The 20,938-nt window shown below is 47.3% G+C and carries 22 protein-coding genes; 2 read left to right on the top strand and 20 right to left on the bottom strand.

Annotated elements, in window-relative coordinates:
• Positions 1–3: 3 nt before the first annotated feature.
• From pth to SCACP_RS01310, 13 genes are all read right to left on the bottom strand, one after another.
• Positions 4–567, bottom strand: a complete 564-nt coding sequence (gene pth / locus SCACP_RS01370; protein WP_425059665.1) for an aminoacyl-tRNA hydrolase — start codon at positions 565–567, stop codon at positions 4–6.
• A complete protein-coding gene (locus tag SCACP_RS01365) occupies positions 568–1,386 on the bottom strand; it encodes a polysaccharide deacetylase family protein (RefSeq protein WP_425059664.1) in 819 nt (272 codons plus the stop codon). It lies immediately after the preceding gene.
• On the bottom strand, positions 1,379–2,035 hold the full coding sequence (locus SCACP_RS01360; protein ID WP_425059663.1) for a GNAT family N-acetyltransferase: 657 nt from the start codon (positions 2,033–2,035) through the stop codon (positions 1,379–1,381). The genes SCACP_RS01365 and SCACP_RS01360 overlap by 8 nt, the downstream gene beginning before the upstream one ends.
• Before the next feature lie 112 nt (positions 2,036–2,147).
• Positions 2,148–3,095 (bottom strand): ribose-phosphate diphosphokinase, encoded by a 948-nt coding sequence (locus SCACP_RS01355; protein ID WP_425059662.1) that lies wholly within the window; start codon positions 3,093–3,095, stop codon positions 2,148–2,150.
• A gap of 5 nt (positions 3,096–3,100) precedes the next feature.
• Positions 3,101–4,468, bottom strand: coding sequence for a bifunctional UDP-N-acetylglucosamine diphosphorylase/glucosamine-1-phosphate N-acetyltransferase GlmU (gene glmU, locus SCACP_RS01350; protein WP_425059661.1), 1,368 nt, complete (start codon positions 4,466–4,468; stop codon positions 3,101–3,103).
• 197 nt (positions 4,469–4,665) lie between these two features.
• A complete protein-coding gene (gene ilvA / locus SCACP_RS01345; protein WP_425061296.1) occupies positions 4,666–5,859 on the bottom strand; it encodes a threonine ammonia-lyase in 1,194 nt (397 codons plus the stop codon).
• A gap of 44 nt (positions 5,860–5,903) precedes the next feature.
• A complete protein-coding gene (purR, locus tag SCACP_RS01340; RefSeq protein WP_425059660.1) occupies positions 5,904–6,722 on the bottom strand; it encodes a pur operon repressor in 819 nt (272 codons plus the stop codon).
• A gap of 146 nt (positions 6,723–6,868) precedes the next feature.
• On the bottom strand, positions 6,869–7,627 hold the full coding sequence (locus SCACP_RS01335) for a nucleotidyltransferase family protein (protein ID WP_425059659.1): 759 nt from the start codon (positions 7,625–7,627) through the stop codon (positions 6,869–6,871).
• Between the two features lie 20 nt (positions 7,628–7,647).
• A complete protein-coding gene (locus SCACP_RS01330) occupies positions 7,648–8,331 on the bottom strand; it encodes a GntR family transcriptional regulator (protein WP_425059658.1) in 684 nt (227 codons plus the stop codon).
• A gap of 2 nt (positions 8,332–8,333) precedes the next feature.
• Positions 8,334–9,194, bottom strand: a complete 861-nt coding sequence (gene ispE / locus SCACP_RS01325) for a 4-(cytidine 5'-diphospho)-2-C-methyl-D-erythritol kinase (RefSeq protein WP_425059657.1) — start codon at positions 9,192–9,194, stop codon at positions 8,334–8,336.
• A 10-nt stretch (positions 9,195–9,204) separates the two neighbouring features.
• The gene (locus SCACP_RS01320; RefSeq protein ID WP_425059656.1) at positions 9,205–9,681 is read right to left on the bottom strand and encodes a chemotaxis protein CheW; all 477 of its coding nucleotides are present in this window, start codon (positions 9,679–9,681) and stop codon (positions 9,205–9,207) included.
• An 89-nt stretch (positions 9,682–9,770) separates the two neighbouring features.
• Entirely contained in the window at positions 9,771–12,440 is a 2,670-nt protein-coding gene (gene cphA, locus SCACP_RS01315) for a cyanophycin synthetase (RefSeq protein WP_425059655.1), read from the bottom strand.
• A gap of 16 nt (positions 12,441–12,456) precedes the next feature.
• The gene (locus SCACP_RS01310) at positions 12,457–13,293 is read right to left on the bottom strand and encodes a cyanophycinase (protein WP_425059654.1); all 837 of its coding nucleotides are present in this window, start codon (positions 13,291–13,293) and stop codon (positions 12,457–12,459) included.
• Positions 13,294–13,433: 140 nt separating this feature from the next.
• On the opposite strand from SCACP_RS01310, the gene SCACP_RS01305 reads away from it, so the two are divergent.
• Positions 13,434–13,919: a L,D-transpeptidase gene (locus tag SCACP_RS01305; RefSeq protein ID WP_425059653.1), complete on the top strand. Its 486-nt coding sequence runs from the start codon at positions 13,434–13,436 to the stop codon at positions 13,917–13,919.
• On the opposite strand, the gene SCACP_RS01300 is transcribed toward SCACP_RS01305, so the two are convergent.
• The 4 genes from SCACP_RS01300 to SCACP_RS01285 form a co-directional block, all read right to left on the bottom strand.
• Positions 13,881–14,684 carry a HipA family kinase gene (locus SCACP_RS01300; protein ID WP_425059652.1) on the bottom strand — a complete coding sequence of 268 codons (804 nt, stop codon included), beginning with the start codon at positions 14,682–14,684 and terminating at the stop codon, positions 13,881–13,883. The genes SCACP_RS01305 and SCACP_RS01300 overlap by 39 nt on opposite strands.
• Positions 14,685–14,796: 112 nt before the next feature.
• Positions 14,797–15,762: an SPOCS domain-containing protein gene (locus SCACP_RS01295; protein WP_425059651.1), complete on the bottom strand. Its 966-nt coding sequence runs from the start codon at positions 15,760–15,762 to the stop codon at positions 14,797–14,799.
• A gap of 38 nt (positions 15,763–15,800) precedes the next feature.
• Complete coding sequence (locus SCACP_RS01290; protein WP_425059650.1) at positions 15,801–16,433, bottom strand: DUF3794 domain-containing protein; 633 nt, start codon at positions 16,431–16,433, stop codon at positions 15,801–15,803.
• Positions 16,434–17,253: 820 nt separating this feature from the next.
• A complete protein-coding gene (locus SCACP_RS01285; RefSeq protein ID WP_425061295.1) occupies positions 17,254–17,994 on the bottom strand; it encodes a CAP domain-containing protein in 741 nt (246 codons plus the stop codon).
• 248 nt (positions 17,995–18,242) lie between these two features.
• On the opposite strand from SCACP_RS01285, the gene SCACP_RS01280 reads away from it, so the two are divergent.
• Complete coding sequence (locus tag SCACP_RS01280) at positions 18,243–18,407, top strand: hypothetical protein (RefSeq protein WP_425059649.1); 165 nt, start codon at positions 18,243–18,245, stop codon at positions 18,405–18,407.
• A 33-nt stretch (positions 18,408–18,440) separates the two neighbouring features.
• On the opposite strand, the gene SCACP_RS01275 is transcribed toward SCACP_RS01280, so the two are convergent.
• From SCACP_RS01275 to SCACP_RS01265, 3 genes are all read right to left on the bottom strand, one after another.
• Positions 18,441–20,210, bottom strand: coding sequence for an Eco57I restriction-modification methylase domain-containing protein (locus SCACP_RS01275; protein ID WP_425059648.1), 1,770 nt, complete (start codon positions 20,208–20,210; stop codon positions 18,441–18,443).
• Between the two features lie 207 nt (positions 20,211–20,417).
• Positions 20,418–20,543 (bottom strand): sporulation peptidase YabG, encoded by a 126-nt coding sequence (locus SCACP_RS01270; RefSeq protein ID WP_425061294.1) that lies wholly within the window; start codon positions 20,541–20,543, stop codon positions 20,418–20,420.
• A 22-nt stretch (positions 20,544–20,565) separates the two neighbouring features.
• Positions 20,566–20,823 (bottom strand): GlsB/YeaQ/YmgE family stress response membrane protein, encoded by a 258-nt coding sequence (locus SCACP_RS01265; protein WP_425061293.1) that lies wholly within the window; start codon positions 20,821–20,823, stop codon positions 20,566–20,568.
• Between the last annotated feature and the right edge of the window lie 115 nt (positions 20,824–20,938).

The following is a 20,938-nucleotide window of genomic DNA, read 5'->3' as shown; positions in this document are numbered from 1 at the left end:
AGTTTATTTACCTGCATTAAATTTGTTCATAGCCTTGGTAAAACCTTCTTTCAGAATACATTCCACAGCATCGGCCGCCTGGCCTATGGCCTGACTGACCAGTGGCGCTTCCTCAGCAGCAAACCGGCTCAGCACATAGTTAGCTGTTTCCCAGCCTTGCGGCGGCCGGCCAATGCCAATGCGAATGCGGGCAAAGTCATCCTTGCCCAGTTCATACAGCATTGACTCAATGCCGCGATGACCGCCTGAGCCGCCCTTAAGCCTGAGCCGCAACCGGCCTGTAGGCAAATCTAAATCATCATAAATAACAATGATATCTTCCGGGCTGACTTTATAAAATGCAGCCAGCGGCGCTACCGCCCGGCCACTCAAATTCATATAGGTCTGAGGTTTGACGAGCAGCACTGTCTCAACCCCCCGGTATTCACCCACCAGCGCGTTGTAGCGGTCGCGCCACGATACAATTCCCCACCGGTCAGCCAGTTTATCCACCGTCATAAAACCAATGTTATGGCGGGTAGCGCTGTATTCCTGCCCGGGATTGCCCAGGCCAACGACAATTTTCATTTACTCCTCCGTTACATTGAGAATTTCATCAACAGTGACAAATTTATAGCCCTGCGCCAAGAGCTTATCAATAATTTGCCGGGCAGCTTCCGCTGTCTGGGCGCGCGATGCAGCGCCTGCCACCCCATCACCATCATGCAATAGTATGATTGAACCGTTTTTAACTTTACCCAGCGTTCTTCCCACGATAATGTCAACACCGGGATTTACCCAATCACGGCTGGACACCGACCATTCGACTACTTTCATGTTATATTCGGCCATGGCATCCATAACGACGGCATCGCGAAAACCGTGCGGCGGCCGCACAACATGCGGCGCATAGCCGATGATGCCGGCAATAACCCGGTTGGTCGTATCGATTTCGCTTATGATGGCCTGGCGGTCGGCTTTTAAAAGGTCTATATGGTTATAGGTATGGTTGCCCAGTTGGTGCCCTTCAGCGGCAATACGCCGGACCAAATCGGGATACTTGGCAGCGTTTTGCCCGATAACAAAGAAAGTGGCCGGTATCTGCCGTTCTTTTAAGATGTCAAGAATTTGATTGGTATAAGGCGGATGTGGTCCGTCATCAAAGGTAAGCGCAACAAGTTTTTGATTTGTGCGGACCTGAGAAAACACAGGACCGTAGAAGTGGTTTTCCGGCAACACAGCGTTTAATGTCAGAATAAAGCCGACAGCAATGCCAAGTACTGCCACCCCCAGACCCAGGCGTACCGGACGTTTTAGCAAACGTAAATAGTCGAACACAAGACTAATAATTACCACCACAGTGAGGAGTCCCAACATGCTGATAAGCCGGACCTTGGTGTCAAACATTTTCTTTTAACCCCGTTTCAGAAAAGTCTTTAAACATAATAAGCCACGGTCCCTGAGAATCGTAGGTAGTGCCGCCCGGATAATATCCAAATTTTTCATAAACCCGGATAGCAGGACGGTTGTCTGGCCTCACTTCCAGCCGTACCCGCACTACAGCATTCTCCCGGAAATACTTATCAGCTTCCGCCATAAGGGCGCTGGCCACACCCCGCCCCCGGGCATCAGGCGCAACAGCGATGGATAATATGCGGGCATTGGCCGTTTTGCCGGGAATAACAGCTGAACGGAGAAAGGCCAGTTTGTTTAACAAGATTATTTTGACCGGATAAAAGCCAAAACCGTACTGTCCGGTTGCCCAGCGCCACGCCCATTTAAAAATATGCCCGCCGGTAACGGCCTTACGCCACAGCCGGCTAAGTCCGACCGGCGCAAAACAATAGCCCATCAACTGCCCTGTGCCGTCTTTGGCAACCAACGCAGCCGGCGGCTCGGCCTCGTATACCAGGCCGAATACATCCTGCATAGCCTGAGGCTTGGGAAGCTTTCCACCACAATGGTGCAGCACGCTGCTCAAAAAACTTTCGGTAAACAGACGGGCGATACCGGCAATATCCGCGCGTTCCGCCCGGGTAATAAAATAATTGTCCATAGAGAAGTTTATTTGCAAATAGGGCGCGATATCCGCGCCCTATTTGCAATTACCTCCGTATAACCTTAAATTCAAGCACAATCGAACTGAAGGAACAAGTATAAACCTTAATTTAGTCGTCGAACAGTTTACTCACTGACAGTTCGCCGAAGATTCGAATGATCGCCTCACCTAACAGCGGGGCAACTGACAATACTTTTATTTTGGGGGTGCGTTTTACTTCCGGCACCGGAATTGTATTAGTAACAATAAGTTCAGTGATATTAGACTTTTCAATACGCTCTACCGCAGGATCACTCAGTACGGCATGAGTGCAGCAGGCATACACCGCTTTAGCACCCATTCTCGCCAGCGCATTAGCCCCTTCGGTCAGAGAGCCGGCCGTGTCGACAATGTCATCAACAATAACGGCTGTTTTGCCCTCGACGCTGCCGATAAGGTTCATAACCTCAGCTACGCCAGGAGCAGGACGGCGTTTCTCAATAATGGCAATAGGAGCATGCAGGCGGTCGGCAAACTGCCGGGCCCTGCTGACGCCGCCCAAGTCAGGCGACACCACAACCATGTCTTCAAGATTTAAGGATGTCACATATTCAGCCAGTGTTGGCACACCCGGCAAATTGTCAACCGGGATATCAAAAAAGCCTTGGATCTGTCCGGCATGAAGATCCATAGTAACAACCCGGGTAGCACCGGCCACTGTCAGGAGATTGGCCATCAGCTTAGCCGAAATGGGCTCGCGGCCGCGAGTTTTTCTATCCTGACGGGCATACGCGTAGTAGGGAACGACAGCGGTAATATTTCTGGCCGAAGCCCGCTTTACCGCATCAATCATTATCAACAGTTCCATTATATTGTCATTAACCGGGAAGCTGGTTGGCTGAACAATAAATACATCGGTGCCGCGCACGCTTTCATCAATCATAACTTGAATCTCACCGTTGTTGAACCGGCCAACAAAGGCATCGCCCACCGCCAGTCCGAGATAGACGGCAATTTCCTGAGCCAGCTCCGGATTGGCGTTGCCGCTAAAAATTCTTAAGCGTTTCGTGTCTTCCATTTTTCTTACCTCCGCTGTTTTTCCGCCCAGCCCTCAATATTGTTTTGACGGGCGCGTGCTACCCCCAGGGACCCGGGCGGTACGTTTTTGGTAATTGTTGAGCCTGCCGCCACATATGAGCCGCGGCCAACAGTGACCGGTGCCACCAAATTAGTATTACAGCCGATAAAGGCTTCATCTTCTATAATCGTACGGTGTTTATGTTTACCATCATAGTTGACAGTAATCGTACCTGAACCAATATTAACACCAGCCCCCATATCTGTATCGCCGATATAGCTAAGATGCGGAATTTTGCTATTTTCACCAACTACCGTGTTTTTTACTTCAACAAAATTGCCGATCTTAACCCCGTCTTTCAGCTCAGTCTTAGGGCGTAGGTGAACATAAGGTCCAACAGTCACATGATCGCCGATAATAGCGTCATGAACATATGTAAAATGAATTGTGGCATGATCGCCGATGATGGTATTTTCAATACGAGTATTAGGCCCGATGGTAGAATTGGCGCCAATTTTGCTGGTGCCTTCAATCCAGGTAAACGGATAAATAACGGTGTCCGGCCCGATCTCGACCGTGTCATCAATAAAAGTGCTGCTTGGGTCCATAATAGTGACACCGTTCTCCATCAATGCTTCAAGTTTACGACGCCTGATGATGCCTTCGGCTTCTGCCAGTTGCAGCCGGGAATTGATCCCCAGTGTTTCCCGGTAATCAGCAGCATTCACCGCCCATACCGTTTGGCCTTTGCTATTTAAAATAGCAATAACATCGGTCAGATAGTATTCGCCTTGGGCATTGTTACAAGTCAAACAATCAAGAGCAGCCAACAGTTGTTTGACTTTAAAACAGTAGATGCCGGTATTAACCTCATTCACCAGTAATTCAGACGGGCCAGCGTCTTTATGTTCGACGATTTTGACAACCTTGCCGGCTGTATCGCGAATTACCCGGCCGTAGCCTTTCGGGTCAGGCATAATTGCCGTGAGCACAGTAGCCGCTGCTTGAGCGCTTACATGCTCAGTATACAACGTGCGCAAGAGTTCTCCTGTCAGGAGCGGCGTATCGCCACAAAGCACCATGACTGTTCCCCCGGAATCAGCCAATTCGGCGCGGGCCTGCATAACAGCATGACCGGTACCTAACTGCTCGGCCTGGACAACAAATTCCGCCTGTCCAGCCAGCGTATCTGCGACCGCCTGGGCACCAAAACCTATCACGACAATATTCTTTGCTGCTCCTGCAAACTTGGCCGCATCCAGCACATGCTGAACCATCGGTTTACCACCTACCCGGTGAAGCACCTTCGGCAGGGCCGACTTCATCCGCGTTCCTTTACCGGCCGCAAGGATGACAGCCACTAAATTTGACATCTATATACCTCCTACTTCGACTGATTATCGACCTCTTGTCGCATAGTTTCGCATACCGGTTTTCTAATCAGTCTGTGGCCAGAGTCCAACAATAGAAACTCAATAACTATTATCCCTTCGACATAAACTTTTAAATTCCTTTAAAATGTATCAGGTTATCGGATAAAATAACCTTTTGTATATTTTATGCAGACAATTCAAATAATTTCCACCTTATATCCTTCATGGCGAAGCGAAGCCAGTATGTGGTCAGTGTGGAGAACATCCCTGGTTTCCAAACCAATTTCAACTACGGCCTGGCCTAGCGGCACATGCTTCTCTACCCGGTCGTGTGAAACATAGAGTACGTTGGCCTGCAAATGAGCAATGATGGCTAAGAGACGCTGCAGGCTGCCTGGCCTGTCTACCACAACAGTTGACAACCGCACCCGGCGTCCGGCCTTAACCAAACCACGTTCGATAATGCGGGAAATAAAATTAACGTCGACATTGCCGCCGGAAATAACGCTGACAATTTTACCTTTGGCCGGAATTTTGTCATGTAAAATAGCTGTAAGACTAATTGCCCCTGCTCCTTCCACCATTAGTTTGGCCCGTTCTAACAGCATCAGAATTGTGCCGGCAATGGCCTCGTCATCAACCACCACAATATCATCGACATATTTATCAATAAGGGTAAAAGTTATATCGCCAGGGACTTTAACGGCAATACCATCGGCAAAAGTCTCGGCGTCTTTAGTTGTCTTCAAAATGTGTGCCCGCTTGGACATATACATTGCCGGAGCACCTTGGGCCTGCACCCCGTAAATCTTAACATGAGGCGCTAGTTCTTTTACTGCCACAGCAATGCCGGCAATCAAGCCCCCGCCGCCAATAGGCGTGACAATGGCGGCAACATCTTCCAAGTCTTGCAGTATCTCAAGACCAATTGTACCCTGTCCGGCAATAACAGCCGGGTCGTTGAAGGCATGGATAAACGTCTGGCCGGTCTCAGCCTGAATTTCTACCGCTTTATTATAGGCTTCGTCGTAGACCGCCCCTGCCAGCACCACCTCAGCCCCATAACCCCGGGTAGCCGTAATTTTCGCCAATGGCGCAATCTCCGGCATTACAATCGTCGATTTAATTCCTGCCCGACTCGCACCATAGGCCACCCCTTGGGCATGGTTACCGGCCGACGCGGCAATAACCCCGTTTGCCTTTTCTTCCGGGGTTAGAGTGTGTATTTTATTGTAAGCGCCCCGGATTTTAAATGATCCGGTCTTTTGCATATTTTCCAGCTTTAAATAAACTTCATTACCTGTCAAAGAGCTGAAGGTACTGCTTCTATCCAAAGTAGTATGGTGGACAATGCCGGCTAAGGCCTCCCGGGCTGTTTCAATGTCGGACAGCGTGACGCTGTTTTTAGTGTCAGACACTTTGCCGCCTCCTCCTTTTAGCCGGTTGTTAATACCGGCCGTATGTCTGTTACCTTAGTATGTTCATCTACGTCATGTAAAATAAGCAGCGCCAAATAGTCATCCACCAATTTATGCTCGGGCTGGGCTGTTGCCACTAATACACCGATGCCGCATACCTCGGCCCCCACTTCCTGAGCCAGATCAACCATGCCGCGTGCTGTGCCGCCTGCTTTCATAAAATCGTCAATAATCAGGACTCTGGCCCCGGCAGGAAGCGCCCGCTTCGGCAGCGACATAGTCTGAATGCGTTTTGACGATCCGGTTACGTAGTTAATACCAACAGCCGAACCTTCTGTTACTTTACTGCCTCGCCGCACGGTAATAAGCGGCAGATCAAAAGCGCGGGCGGTCATGAACGCCAATGGAATACCTTTAGTTTCAACCGTTACTATATAATCAGGCGACAAATGGGCCAATCTCTCCATAAACACTTCGCCAACCTTGACCATCAAATGCGGGGTAAACAACAAATCTGACATGTATAAAAAACCACCGGGAATGATCCGGTCAGGTTCAGCCAGACGCCGGGCCAAATCACTCAGCAGTTTGTCGGCCTCCCGCCCCGACAGACCGGGAATAAAGCGAACGCCACCTGCCGCACCGGCAACGGTCTCAATAGTCCCTAATCCGAAGTGGACCATAGTTTCTCTTATGGTGTTTAAATCTTCACAGATGGTTGATTTAGCAGCGTTAAATAGCTCACTGAAATATGTGAGCGAAAACAAATGGCGAGGTCGATCTGCAAGCAGCTTGGTCAAAGCGGCTACCCGTTCCATTTTCCGTACTTTATCCATGCCTACTTCCTCCATAGTCAGGGAAATACCGAATATTTTCTCCTAATTATATTTTTTTATTCACATTCTCTACAGATGCCGCAATTCCTGCCACTTTAGAAATAAAAATAAATAATACGCGGCTTACCGCCGCGTATACGCGTACATTAATAGCCTTGTGTAAAACAGTTTCGCACTAACTCCAGATCGCTCGGTTTATCTACATCAATGCCAAGTTCAGCGTACTGCGAGCGGATAACAGCACCTTTAAGTCCCAGTATATCTCCAACCCGCTTTTCCACTTGTTTTAGCTTAAGTGTCCCCAAAACAAACTGAACTACAAAAGTCCACCCTAGTAAACAGCATAGTTTAAAAGGATTCTTACGGTTGTCAAAAATACGTTCGGCCACTTGCATACACTGAGGTACGATTTTAGGATTAACCAAAAAAATGTTGCCACCGGTAAAAGTTCCTTCTTTAAGACGCACATAAGTGCGTTTGTTGCCCGGAAACCGGCGTTCATGATCTGAGCGAGTAACTATGGGATAATACAAGTCCGCCTCTACTCCCGCACACTGGGCCAAAAAATCATTAATAGCCGCCGCTGTTAATAGCGGAATATCGGCAGTCACTACTAAGGTCAAATTTTCATGTCCTAATGCCCTCATCCCCAAGCTAATCGTTTCCATGATTGTCTGTCCGCCGTCTACGATGATCACATTTTGGGGAAAAGCGCATTTGGCCAATTCTCGGGCCGGACCAGCCACGAAAATCCGGGCGACATGCGGAGTGGCGGCAAGAGCCTCAGCCACAAACTCAACCATTGGCTTACCGGCAATTTCAATCATGGCTTCATAGGGCTGGGATGTATAGTGGTTCAGGTTCCTGCTGTTTTCACCACCAGCCAGGATTATGGCATCATACATTATGTACACTCCTTTGAAGTCTATATCTGACGACGTTCGTTCAAGTCTTGCAGCAGCGTTTGTTCAGAATTTTCCATATGTTCCCGGGCTATCTGCTGAGCCAATTCGGTATCGCGGCTGGCTATAGCCTCAACAAGCCGCCGGTGTTCCTCGATACTTTTTTCCATCCGGCCCGGATATTGGATCGAGATTGACCGGAAACGGGTAAACTGTTCGCGGAGATTATTAATGATGCCTACCAACCGGTCATTGCGACTGGCCCGATATAAAACGTCATGGAATTGACTGTCAATTTCAACAATCTTATCGGTATCGCCTCCGCCGATAAGCTCTCCGATTTCCACTAACAATCGCTCAAGTTGTTCTAATTCATCTTCGGTAATGCGCTCAACGGCCAGTCCAGCAGCCAAAACATCAAGCGCAGTCCGGATTTCATATACTTCGTTAATATCTTTAATTGACAAATCAGCCACATACGTGCCACGACGCGGAATCATAACAACAAAACCTTCAAGTTCAAGCTTACGGATGGCTTCCCGTACCGGCGTCCGGCTAACACCCAATTCTTCAGCCAGTTGAATTTCCATCAGCCTCTCGCCTGGTTTTAAAACACCGTTGACGATGGCTTCTCTCAGCGTCTCGGCTACCACTTCTCTGAGCGGCTTATAGCTGTCTAATTTAATAGGTACTAATCGTCTCTCCACAATCACTCCACCTCTGAAACGGTTTCTGCTATAAATATTTCCGGTACACCTCGGGCTTTTAGGCGGCCCGCAACAGTTTCCGCCTGTTCAAGGCTTTCTGTCAGGCCAAACACTGTTGGCCCGCTGCCTGACATCAACGCGGCCATAGCTCCATATTCCAACATAAATTCCTTAATTCTGGCAATTTCCGGATAGGCTGGAATGGTTACGCTTTCCAACACATTGACCATACGCTTGGCAACTCCGGCCAAATCCCCCAGTTCGAGATATTGCCGTATAACAGCAATATCAGGCCGGGCTAAGGCTTTATCTGCTTTGAATTGCCCATACACCCACGCAGTCGGAACTTCGACTGCCGGCTTGGCCAATATCACATAACAAGAAGGGAGCGGCGAAAGCGGCGCTACCTTCTCCCCGCGTCCAGTAGCCAACATCGTGCCCCCATACAGGCAGAACGGCACATCTGAACCAAGTTTGGCCGCCAGCTTGCTAAGCTCTTCCATGTCAAGATTAAGTTCCCACAAGAGATTAAGTCCCTTGAGCACAGCAGCAGCATCTGCGCTGCCGCCAGCCAACCCTGCCGCCAGCGGGATGCGCTTGTCCAGCTTAATATGAACGCCTTGCGCTGTCTTTGCATAATCCCTGAGCAATGCGGCGGCGCGGTAAGCCAAATTGCTGGCATCTGCAGCCAATCCCCGTATATTGACGCTAAGCTCAATATCTTCCGGCTGTCTGGTCAAAGTTACGGTGTCAGAAAGACTAATGGCTTGCATAATCATCGCTACCTCGTGGTAGCCGTCAGGGCGTTTATAAAGAACATCAAGCGCCAAGTTGATTTTGGCATAAGCGTTAAGTGTTAGCATACAGAGCCTTTTATACGTTTAGTTGCCTTAAAGCAATAGTCTCTTGCGAAGTCAGAATCTGGTCGATATCAAGTAAGATGAGTAAACGGTCCTCAAGTTTACCTACGCCATGAATATATTTGGCATCCAAAATAAACGTCGGAGGCGGTGGTTCAACACTGGCTGATGACAGCCGTACTACCTCGTTAACAGCATCTACAATAATCCCCACTGTCTGACCATTTACTTCAACGATGATAATGCGGCTATCGTCATTATGGTCAGAGACTTTGAGTTGGAAACGTTTTCTAAGATCCACTACCGGGATAATCCGACCGCGTAAATTTATAATTCCCTCCATAAATGCCGGAGTTTGCGGCAGTTTTGTTATTGGCACCAGGCGGTTTATCTCTTGTACCTTAGTAATCGGCAGTCCATATTCTTCTTTTGCCAAACGGAAAATAACCAGTTGCAGTTCCTGGTCGGCCGTTATGTTGTTCATTTCCATCCCGGAACACCTCCACATAGATTCTTATAAATTATATTCTACCTGTTGAGGTATTTGCCTGCAACTGCCAATTTACAATTCAGAATTTTTTACCTTTCCATACGTACCCCGGCTACCACCAACTCTTGATATTCAGCATTCTGCTTATCGCTAACCGCTTGAGCAGCACTACGGAAAGTTGTTATCGCATCCATCACGACACTATACTTTTCATAAAAAATTGCGATTAAATCACCGGGTTTGGCCTGCTTTAATGCGACAACCACAGCTTGGCGTTCATCAAGTATTGTTATAATCCGTTCAGGAGCGAAACCTGCTTCCGTCGCGCCGCAGGCCAAAAGAGCCGCCGTCTCGCCCGGTCGCCGACCGCGCAGGTCATGGTCCTCCTTGATGTAGATAACGTCAAACCCTTGTCCGGCTACCCGCCCGAGACTGATGATCACATCATCACGCCGGTCACCCGGCGCGGCAATTACGCCAACCAGTCTGCCGGGGTTGAGCTGGCGCAATGTATTTACCAATGCCTGGCAGCCGGCAGGATTGTGGGCATAGTCGACACATACCCGGAATTTGCCTATATCGATCAGCATGAGCCGGCCGGGATTATTATTGAAACTTTTTAGACCTTGGCGGATAACGGACAGTGAAATACCTTGGCTAAAACACGCAGCAACAGCGATAACGGCGTTTTGAATATTATGCTCGGCAATACCGCCCAGTGTTAGCGGAATATCAACGATGTCAATGATTGCCTGCTCTGTTTGACCATTCGCCACATAAATAGTGCCGTTTTTGACAAAACAGGCCTTACCCCCTTCGCCTAAATGGCGGCGAACGGCGATATTGTCAGGATTGGTGCTAATTTGTACGATTTCAGCCTTAGTCCGCGACTTAAGGGCCGTTACCCGCCGGTCATCAGCATTGAGGATTACAGTCCCGCCGGGACGTACTGCCTCAATAACCAGGGACTTAATGTAGGCCAAGTCGTCGAGATCTTCAACACCGTCTTGTCCAATATGATCTTCGGTAATATTGGTAATTATTCCGACATCGGCAAAGTCATAGCCAAGTCCGCCTCTGATGATGCCCCCGCGCGCTACTTCAAGTACAGCGGCCTCAACCGTTGGATCGGCCAATACCATGGCCGCGCTGGCTGGACCGGTGGTGTCGCCGGCGGCGATACAATCCTGATTAACATAAATACCGTCAGATGTCGTCATTCCTGTTTTATAACCGGCCTTGCGGAAGATATGAGCTATAAGCCTGGTTACTGTTGTTTTGCCGTTAGTCCCGGTTATTGCCACTATGGGTATCCGACCGTCAGCCCCTCCGGGAAATAGGTAGTCAACAATAGCAGCGCCAACATCACGCGGTGTTCCGGCGCTCGGATACAGGTGCATCCTAATACCGGGAGCGGCATTAACCTCAATTATGGCGCCAAAACCAGTCGTTACCGGCTGGGAAATATCCGGAACAACAACGTCAACCCCGGCAATATCAAGTCCAATTAACCGTACAGCCCGTTCGACCAGCTTCACAGTATCGGGATGTATCTTATCGGTAATATCGGCGGCGGTAGCACCGGCGCTTAAGTTAGCGTTGTCACGGACATATACAATTTTACCGGCATTAGGTACAGACTGGGGCAATAGCTTTTGTCTGGCCAATACCGCCAAAGCAGTATCATCCAGCTCGAGCTGAGTTAGAGCACGACTGTGACCGCGACCGCGCGCTGGATTTAGATTGGCAATCTCAACTAATTCCTCAATACTATGCACGCCATCGCCGGTAACATGAGCCGGTATCCGCTCGGCACCTGCAGCCAGCTTGCCGTTAACAATACACAACCGGTATTGGCGACCTGTTATATACTCTTCCACCAACACTTGCTCATCATACCGGGCAGCCAGTATAAAAGCCCGTTCAAGTCCGGCCTGGTCTAAAATGTTTAGCGTAACTCCTTTACCCTGATTGCCCCCGACAGGTTTCACAACGACCGGGGGACCTATTGCGGCAAAAGCTTCCAGAGCTTGATCCAGACTTGTAACCACAGTTCCATACGGTACAGGAATGCCGTTTTGCTGCAACATTTTGTTGGTAAGAAACTTATCTCCAGCTAAATCAACAGCTACCGAGCTTGTCCTGCCGGTGATGGTCGCCCACACCCGCTGTTGTTTGGCGCCATAACCAAGAATGAGAAAATTAGTTTCATAATCAGGTCGTAAAATCGGAATACCACGCCTTTTTGCAGCGTTGTATACCGCCTGAGTGCTTGGGCCCATTTTAACGTCTTCGCCAACTCTTTTTAACATAGCAATGAGTTCAGGAACATTGAACTCCTCTCCAGCTAATACGGCCAACAACAACCGGTAGGCACCGTCAGCAGCTGCCAATCCGACCGGACCTGATTTACAGCCAAAAACTACGCTATACACTCCGGGCCTGCCGGCCCCCCGCGTTTTGCCAAAGGTTGCAGCATATTCTTCACCAGCTAACGCCTGGAGTTCGAGCGCTACATGTTCAAAAATATGCGCTAAATAAGTGCCAGAGCGCAAGCGTTCAATAAATCCCCCCGGATACCCACGGGAGCAAGCATGCTGCTTTAACCCCGGCAACAATGCCGATAAGCGGGGAATAAAGCCAACTATGGCATTACTGGCAATTTCCTCATACATTCCAATATCAAGTATTGCTTTAATAACCGGGCGGTAGCTATCAATATTGGGTCCGGCAATAAAACGTGTAGATAACAGTTGCATAATCAATCCTCCTAACCTAGTGGTTATCAAGCTGAATCGGTAACCTAATGTTTAAATCAAAGGCAAATCCTGCCGGCAGAATGTGCAGCAGCAGGTTGGATATAGCTAACGGCTGTCCCGGGTTGGATTCCGATATATTGGAATAAATAATATTTTTGCCGTCGATAATGGTTACAGTCTGCGATCCTATTACTTCACAACGCCGGTCAGGACCGACTATTAACGCCGTATCTTCATCGATGCCGACTCCGAGCACATGCGGATTTTGCGCCACAGCAGCCAGCAGGCGATTCATCCGCCCCCGTTGGGCAAAATGCTGGTCAATGACTACCTCGCTCAAAAAACCCATGCCATGAGCCATGCTGAGTGACGACTTTTTAGGAGCATCCTTGGAGTTGCCCCCAATAATCATAGTCTCACTCATTACAGCCGCACCAGCACTTGTCCCGGCAACAACCGCCCCTTTTGCAAAAGCAATGCGAATAGCGGCATCAACTGCCGAGCCGCCCAGAATACTGGTCAGACGCAGTTGGTCGCCGCCAGTAAAAAATATACCACTGGCGTCTTTTATAAATTCCGCTTGCCGGCTTTGGTTGGCTATCTCCCGGTTGGCCATAGCCATAATTGTAACCTCATACGCGCCCAGTGAAGAAAATATCTCTTGATATTCGCTACCAACTGCCCGCGGTTGCCCGGTAGCGGTAGCTATAACAACAATGCGGCTGTCCCGGCCACCGGCCATTTCAATGAATTTGCGCAATACTAAGCACTCGGCGGTTTTATCCTCATTACCGCCAATAATAAGCAGGCTGCCTGACGGCCCAGATTTATTGTCCGCTGATTTATCACTCATAGCTTTTACTTTCTCCTGTTTCCACCTTTACTCCTATTTTTACCAAAAATGTTCAGACTTTATACCACAGTCGCACTAACCAAATAAGCTGCCACCGAATATAATGAAGCAGATAAATTGGAAACGGAGGTTGGCATATTATGAATGTTAGAAGGATATATCTCCCCGAACGATTAAAAACCATTAAATTGGCTGAAGGGGAAAGCCTTATTGCTTACTGTCAGAACCAGCCTGCGACTATCACCAGCGTAGATCCTGTTTACCGGGGCAACAGAGCAAGTTTTGGGCTAGCCAGGGCCAATATTCTTATTATAAAATCTCAGCGCCATTTGACATTATTTGATGGCAATTCTCCTGTCCGGCAATATCCTGTAGCCATTGGCAAGCCGTCAACCCCAACACCTGTTGGGAACTTTGCTATAGCTACAAAAATAATGAATCCCGGAGGCGTTCTTGGCACCCGCTGGATGGGTCTGAATTATGATACCTATGGCATGCATGGAACTAACGCTCCCTGGCTCATTGGCCAAATGGTTTCAAATGGATGTATCCGCATGCACAATTCCAACGCCGAGGAATTGTTCGCTTTAGTCAATCTTGGCACTCCGGTTTATATCAGGGATTAAGCCGGCTACCTGGCCGGCAACCCAATCGGCTTTATCACGCCGGGCAATGAGAAATTCAAGTAGTGCCTGACGCTCGGCCATATCAGGCAGCCATTCTTCCGGAATACTTTCCAGCAGATGCGAAAGGTCAACATCCGGAATATTTTTGATAGTATGAGCGTAAGCAAAAAGATCTATAGGTTTAAGATAGTATTTTAAAAGCACCCCATAAGCCCGGCGGTGATTTATTGTGATGTTGTCCGCCAGTTTTGCAAGCATGTCAATTGTCCACTTGCCACGTCGGAACAAATGGGAGTTATCAATGGCATATAGCTTATACCCGTCCCGCTCCTTACGTACCAATAAATTTCTCCGGTTTTCAGTGCGGTCAGGATTGTGGAACAAATGGTCAAACAACATAACTCCGGCCATTTGCTCCTTGTTTATTGCCCGGTGTAAATTATATTTGGTTACATACCCGGCCCCTTTTAAATATTCACAGGCAAAATGCCTGCCTGGCAATGTTCCTGACGCAACCAGGCGTTTGCTGGTATTTATAACTTCCGGCGGTATATGAATAATCCCTCCCGGGGGAAAACATAACTTCAGCCAATCACCAAACCTGGCCGCCAACAATTCGTTTACCAGCACTTTAGAACCAAGACGGTTGATTGACAACTTGACCACACACACTTTGGTTTCACCATTCGTGGTTTGAGCCCGGAACAGTTGCGGCGATGTCGCGCCCAGCCCGACCGGTCCTATATACTCTACCGCCCGAAACATTAGGCCAACTCCTTTCTGAAAGCATCTGAAATCCCGGCAGTTTAATAACTACCGGGATTTTTTTTACTAAAATAATACCCAGGGATTTACCTATCCCTGGGCCGTTATTTATTTACCCTTTGGGTTGGCTGGGAGTTCCTACCAGCCAACTGGCAATCCAACCGGTAGTACCGTCTGCCAATACTACCTTATACCAGCCAAAGGCCTGTTCTTTAATGGTTACAGTTGCACCCTTCTTAACCTTGGTAACAACTGGGAAGTTAGTACCAGGCCCTGTTCTGATATTAACTACATTACCAGTTACTGTAGCTGTACCACTAACAGTCGTAACGGTACCGGCTGTAGGAGTAACCGGACCGGTAACAATGACGTTTTGTTCGCCATAACCTGCTATACCCCCGCCGCCGGTCTCGGATGCGGAAACACTTTCGTCGCTAAAACTGCTGGCACTGGCATGGTCTGAGTTCGACATACTGGCCGTGGTATTTTCAAACGAACCGACCTCATCGATCGGACTTAAAGCATATACGTCAAGTTGAGTAGTTGTAACCACCCGGGCCCAAACTTTAAGTACAATGGTAATATGCACTTTACGCCGGTTATGGTGTCTGTGAAAATCATAATCAACGAATTCTACCGCAACATCGGCAGTCGCCTTCATATCCGGCTCGGCACCTTCTAACTCAATGTCCCGGGTAAACCGGATATGTTTTTTCTCAAAAGCGTGTACCGGTTGATCCGGCAGGTCGGCTATATACATTACCTTTACTTCGAGTTCGCCGCGTACTATTACTTTATGTGGAATTACATCAATTTTAGTAATTTCTACATCTTTGACATATACATCGACAACTTGCTCAATATCCGGCTTTTGCGCCGGAACAAACATATCAAGCTCAACCACCCGCTGAGACATCTCGGCGCCTAAGACTTGCTCAACCTCGATTGTTTCCGGACCTGGTTCGGGGCAGCCACATACCAGTTCAGCACTATCAACAGTAGTCGAGCCGGTGGTAGTAGCAGTTGTCTTGGATAAGCTCTCGGTTGAAGCTGAAACTACTCTTGTTTTATCGTCCATTATTCCCCCCCCTTTTATTAATACTCTGGTGCCACTACTTATCCTTTTGGTGTAGTCGGCAGAGTTCCTATACCGAGAGTAACTTCACGGTCGGTCATAACTTTGGCAGTAACTTTGAGGATTACAGATACGTCAAATTCGCGGCAATGGCGATGGTGGTGGTGGTGATGTCCGTCGCAGCCATCATGATCATGATCATGATCATGATCATCGCAGTTGTTATCGTCCTCATCATCGTCACAAACAGGCTCAAAATTTTTATACTTGTATGCGCGGTGGTGGTCTTCAACATCATAGTCAACAAACTCGACAGTTACGCTGGCCTCAGCATCCATACCTCTTCTGGCTCCGGGAATATCAATATCTTGAGTCCATTTGTAGTGTTTGATTTCCACAGCGTGAACAGGCTGGTTAGGCAGATCGGCTACGTAAATGGCTTTTATTTCAAACTCGCCGCGAACAATAACCTTATCGGTAATGACGTCAACGCTGTCAACTTCCACATCCTTAACAAAAACATCAACAATTTGCTCAATGGCCGGTTTTCTCTCCGGAACAACCACATGAATATCTAACGCTTTCTGTTTTTCTTTTTCTCCAACTATTTGCCGTACAATAATAGGCCCTGTTTGCTCACCCAGGGTGCACTTGTTATTGGCTCTATCGTTCATGCAGATTCCCCCCCCTTTGTATATTCTAGTTATATATATGCCTGCTCTAATTTTTATGTGACAAAAAATCAAAAGATGGCAAACGGTAAAATATATATCTGAATCCTGTTAACGCAGGCAAATCCTAATTTATAACTATGATTACCCCTGGTAAAACATAACTTAAATAAAATCATATGAAGTAAAAATTAACATTATCTTGTTAAACAAGCTGGTAATGTGCCGGGTTTTGACTAAAAAAATCAAATTGTTATGTAATATACAACATAACAATTTTTCCGTATGGTTCATAGTATATAACAAGATACCCATCCCCCTATTTGCGGGTATTAAAATTACTTTATAATCATAAGGAGGTTATGTTGTTAATGAAACCCTATAAAAAGTACCCTTACTGGAAATGTGATGACGATTATTCTAAATGCGGTTACCAAGAAAAGTATGAAATGATGGATGACTGCTGTGACACAGATATGTGTAGCTGTCCCCCTAAAATCAAATGCCAACCTACCAAAGAATGTGTGAAAACGTATAAATGCTACTACAAGTTGTATAAAATCTGCACTTACCGGTTATATAAAGTATGCCCGTACTGTGGTTGTGAGTTTGATTATCATCAACACCGCGGCGCTTGCCCTAAGTGTATGTAGTTTTAAATCAAAAAGAAAACCCGCGCTTAAAAGTTGCGGGTTTTTTTTTATATAGTATCCAATAAAGATTTACAGGCGTGTTGTTAGTATAAACGTAAGTCAAGCGCCAGCGGTGGAGCGTTACTAACAACACGCCTAGAAAAAAATCGTTATTGGATTTCATATAGATATTACTTACCAATAAATTCTTGAACTACATAAACCCTGCCATTCGCGTCATAGCGAACGCCAATGCCTACTTCGGTATAATTGGAATTTAAAATGTTGGCACGATGGCCAGGACTGTTCATAAATGCTTTTTCGGCAGCAGTTACACTACTGTTTATAGCCAAGTTCTCGCCAGCGTAACGGTAGCTGATGCCAGCCTGACGCATCCGCTCAAACGGCGACTGACCTTCAGGATTGTAGTGAGAGAAATAGTTACGGTTAATCATATCTTGACCATAGTTTCCAGCCAGGCGCACCAAGTTCATGTTTACTTTTAGTGCCGGCAGGCCATTGGCCCGGCGGTCGGCGTTGAGTAGGTCAAATGCCTTGGATTCGTCAGTAGTGAGACCGGAGGATGCTGAATTGGAAGTTATCGATTGAGAAGTTGTAGATTGGGGACTTGTAATTGAAGGAGTCGTAGTTTGGGTCTGAGTAGTAGTCGTCGTCTGGGGCTGAGAGGTATCGGTACTTTTGGCCGGTGTCGCACTGTTACCGCCTTTTTTACCACCAGACAGCATTGCCAGTAATCCAAGCACCAGTAATCCGCCAACAACCGCATTGTTACCGCCGCCAGCTTCAATTGCCTGTTCTTCAGCCGGAGCCGCATAAGCGGCTGTAGCCCACGCCCCGCCAAATGAAGTAGTCACCAGAGATATTATCACTGCACCGAAAACAATTTTACTAATAAATTTACCAATTCTCATGATGTCCAAATCAACCTGCCTTCTAGTTTTGGTTTGGATATAGAACCGTTGGCAATTGGTGCTTAGTTTATACTAATAATTCAGTCCTATGTTATGTAAATATTCGACCATACTGTCTAAAGTCCTGTTCAGAGACTGTTAGCAATTTCTACATGAATGGTTATCCGCTTAATGTTGGTTGCTCATACTAAAATTGCCACTTGCTGAAATCATTGATTTGGGAAACACTATCGGCAGGAGGTGATTTTATGGGCAACGTTTATGACAATAACCTTAAATCCACGCATGGCCCCTTTGGCGAAGCACAAACCCATCAGGGGCCGTACGGCGGAAAAGACGCTGATAACTTAACCAACAAGCAAGCTGCCAATGTTTTGCCGCCAACTAAAGATATTAAGGCCCGCCCCAAGTAATAACAATGATTTTGCACGTAACAAAGAGGACGTCTAACTACGACGTCCTCTCGTTCTCCGGCGTGCGAACAGACCACCGTGGATACCCTGTTCAATATGTATAATTTCGGTCTCAGAAAGACCATATATCTCATACACCGTTTTATTCATTTCATTATATAAAGAGTTAAATTCGGTAATTATGGCCGGATCATCAGTGCTTGCCAGTTCAGTGAGCCGCTCCCCCATGAGTTCAAGTTCCCCGGTACGGCTATTATCAATGATTAACGGTAGTTTTTCCAGCATTTCAATATCCACTTGGGCCATAGACCGGCCTTTCTCTAACGTAACAGTCTGATAATAATAATTCATAAGTGTGGAGTTAAGAATACATACCAAATATTCCAGACTTACGCCAGTTCCAGTAACAGCCAGGGAATGAATATTATTCAGATGGTAAAACCCCGACTTATCAATGGTAGCAATTAGACTATCACCTGTTTGCCGCAAAAAAATTTTAGGCCCGGCCATAACAGCCGCATCCCAGCCGCCTTTATAAAGTTTAGCCGGGTTAACATCAAGCCAATCACCTTGGTATTTAACACAAAACGGCAATACCTGCCCTGACGATACCAAGCCCTTTCTCCACGTCTCCCCTTGCTGTCGTTTACTTTTAATATCAGACTGAGTTGTAAGCGAGCGCATGCCTGTACGAATTTTAGCGATATGGCCCAACATATAGGGCGCTTGCTCTATTTTGTCAATGATCGCTTTATCACAGGGATGAAAAAACAGACGAAAACGCTTATACACCTGGTGTTCAAAGTAGTCTTGTCCATATTGATGGGATGCTGAAAGTAACCCCGAACTGCTTAGTTTATTTACCGTTACCGCGGCAACTGGCCGGCAGCCCTCCTTTCCACATTTTCGCAGGACAGTAATTACCGGAATTCCTACTAAAGCTCCCGGAAATACATCACTATTTACCAGCGTTAGTTCCCGTACCTCACATGTTTCTAATATATATTCCCGGATTTTGGAATAATAACGCCCTAATAGATAACTGTCAGGCGTTATAAACCCCAGATAGCCGCCGGGTTTTAAAGCTGTAATACTTCGTTCAAAAAAAAGTGCGTAATAACTTAACTTATACTGAGCCGAATGCGGATAGTGGACTCTGAGATATTCAGCCTGAGCAGGAGCCATTTTGCCGACCCGGTTTAAACCAAAACTTATATAGGGCGGGTTACCAATAATATAATCATACTTTTGCCGCCAAAACCCGGCCAGAGAAGCATGGGGGTTGCCACTAAAAGGATCCCCTGGCCCAGCCGCAGTAATTTCTTCCCATTTGGTTAAGCTATCGCATATAAGTAAATTAAGAGCATCGTGGAGCGCCAGCGGGCTGACGCTTTTGTTTGTCAAGCGCGTTTTCGCAATATTGACTGCGTCAGCATCAATATCTGCCCCGTGTAAACATTGGCTGACAATATGGTAATGGAGATTTTCCTGTCGCCAGTATTGTTCGCCCGAAAGAAATTGTATGGTGTTGCCACTGCGTACGGTATATTGCCTGTCAGCGTACCGAATCCTCAGTACATCAAGATTGGCATTAAACTTGTCCCATAGTAGGTCATACGCTGCTAATAGAAAATTACCTGTGCCGCAGGCCGGGTCAAGTACTTTTGGCACAGGACGGCTAAGCACATCATGTCTCGCCAGTGTCTGATTAAGAATATAATCAACGATAAATTGCGGTGTATAAAAAATCCCGGCAGATTTACGGCCCATCCGGTCAACCTGCCGCTCATAGTTTTCCTCCACACCAACGCCTCCGCCACCCAAATTACACCAATATAATTCGCTATACCCTTCCCCCGTCCCTGTCGCGGCCAATAAATTCTCAATAAAGAAAACACGGCTTGCGCCAAGCCTTTGGGCGAAAGCGGAAGCCGATGTTGCCCTTATCCTGGCAGAGAGTTATTTTCTGTCAGAATAAAAAACGCCCCACTCAGGGCGTATTTAAAATTCTTATTTATTTATTGGGGTTTTGGGCATCCCGAGCCGGAACTTGCCTCTGGTCTCAAGCCCACCTACTCCGTCAATGCCGGTCACTGAAGCCGTAATGGCATCACTGACATCTACAGTCTTGTTAATGGCTGTTAGCTAAATGTGAAAATTACTTACTTTCTACCGTATTACCGCTAAACAACCGTACAACCCAGAGCAGTATTACAGCTCCGATTATACTGGTAATAAGCTCACCGATTGTGCCATAAGCGGCAAAACCCAGCAGCCTTAACGCAAATCCACCGACATAGGCGCCAACTATTCCTACAATAATATCAACCCAAATTCCAAAACCATGGCCGCGCATCAGTTTTCCTGCTGCCCAACCGGCAACCGCGCCAATAATTAAAAACCAGAGCGCGTTCATCATAACTATCTCACCTCCGATGCTAGTATTCCCACAATGAGCAAGAATATTACCTTGCGGTATACTTGCACCAAATTGCACATAAGTATTATTGTAATAAATTAAGGTGGCGATA

This window comes from Sporomusaceae bacterium ACPt, from assembly GCA_041428575.1.
Lineage (GTDB): Bacteria > Bacillota > Negativicutes > Sporomusales > Sporomusaceae > Sporomusa_D > Sporomusa_D carbonis.
The sequence above is the reverse complement of the archived record's forward strand: the minus strand, read 5'-3'. Positions and strand labels throughout refer to the sequence as shown.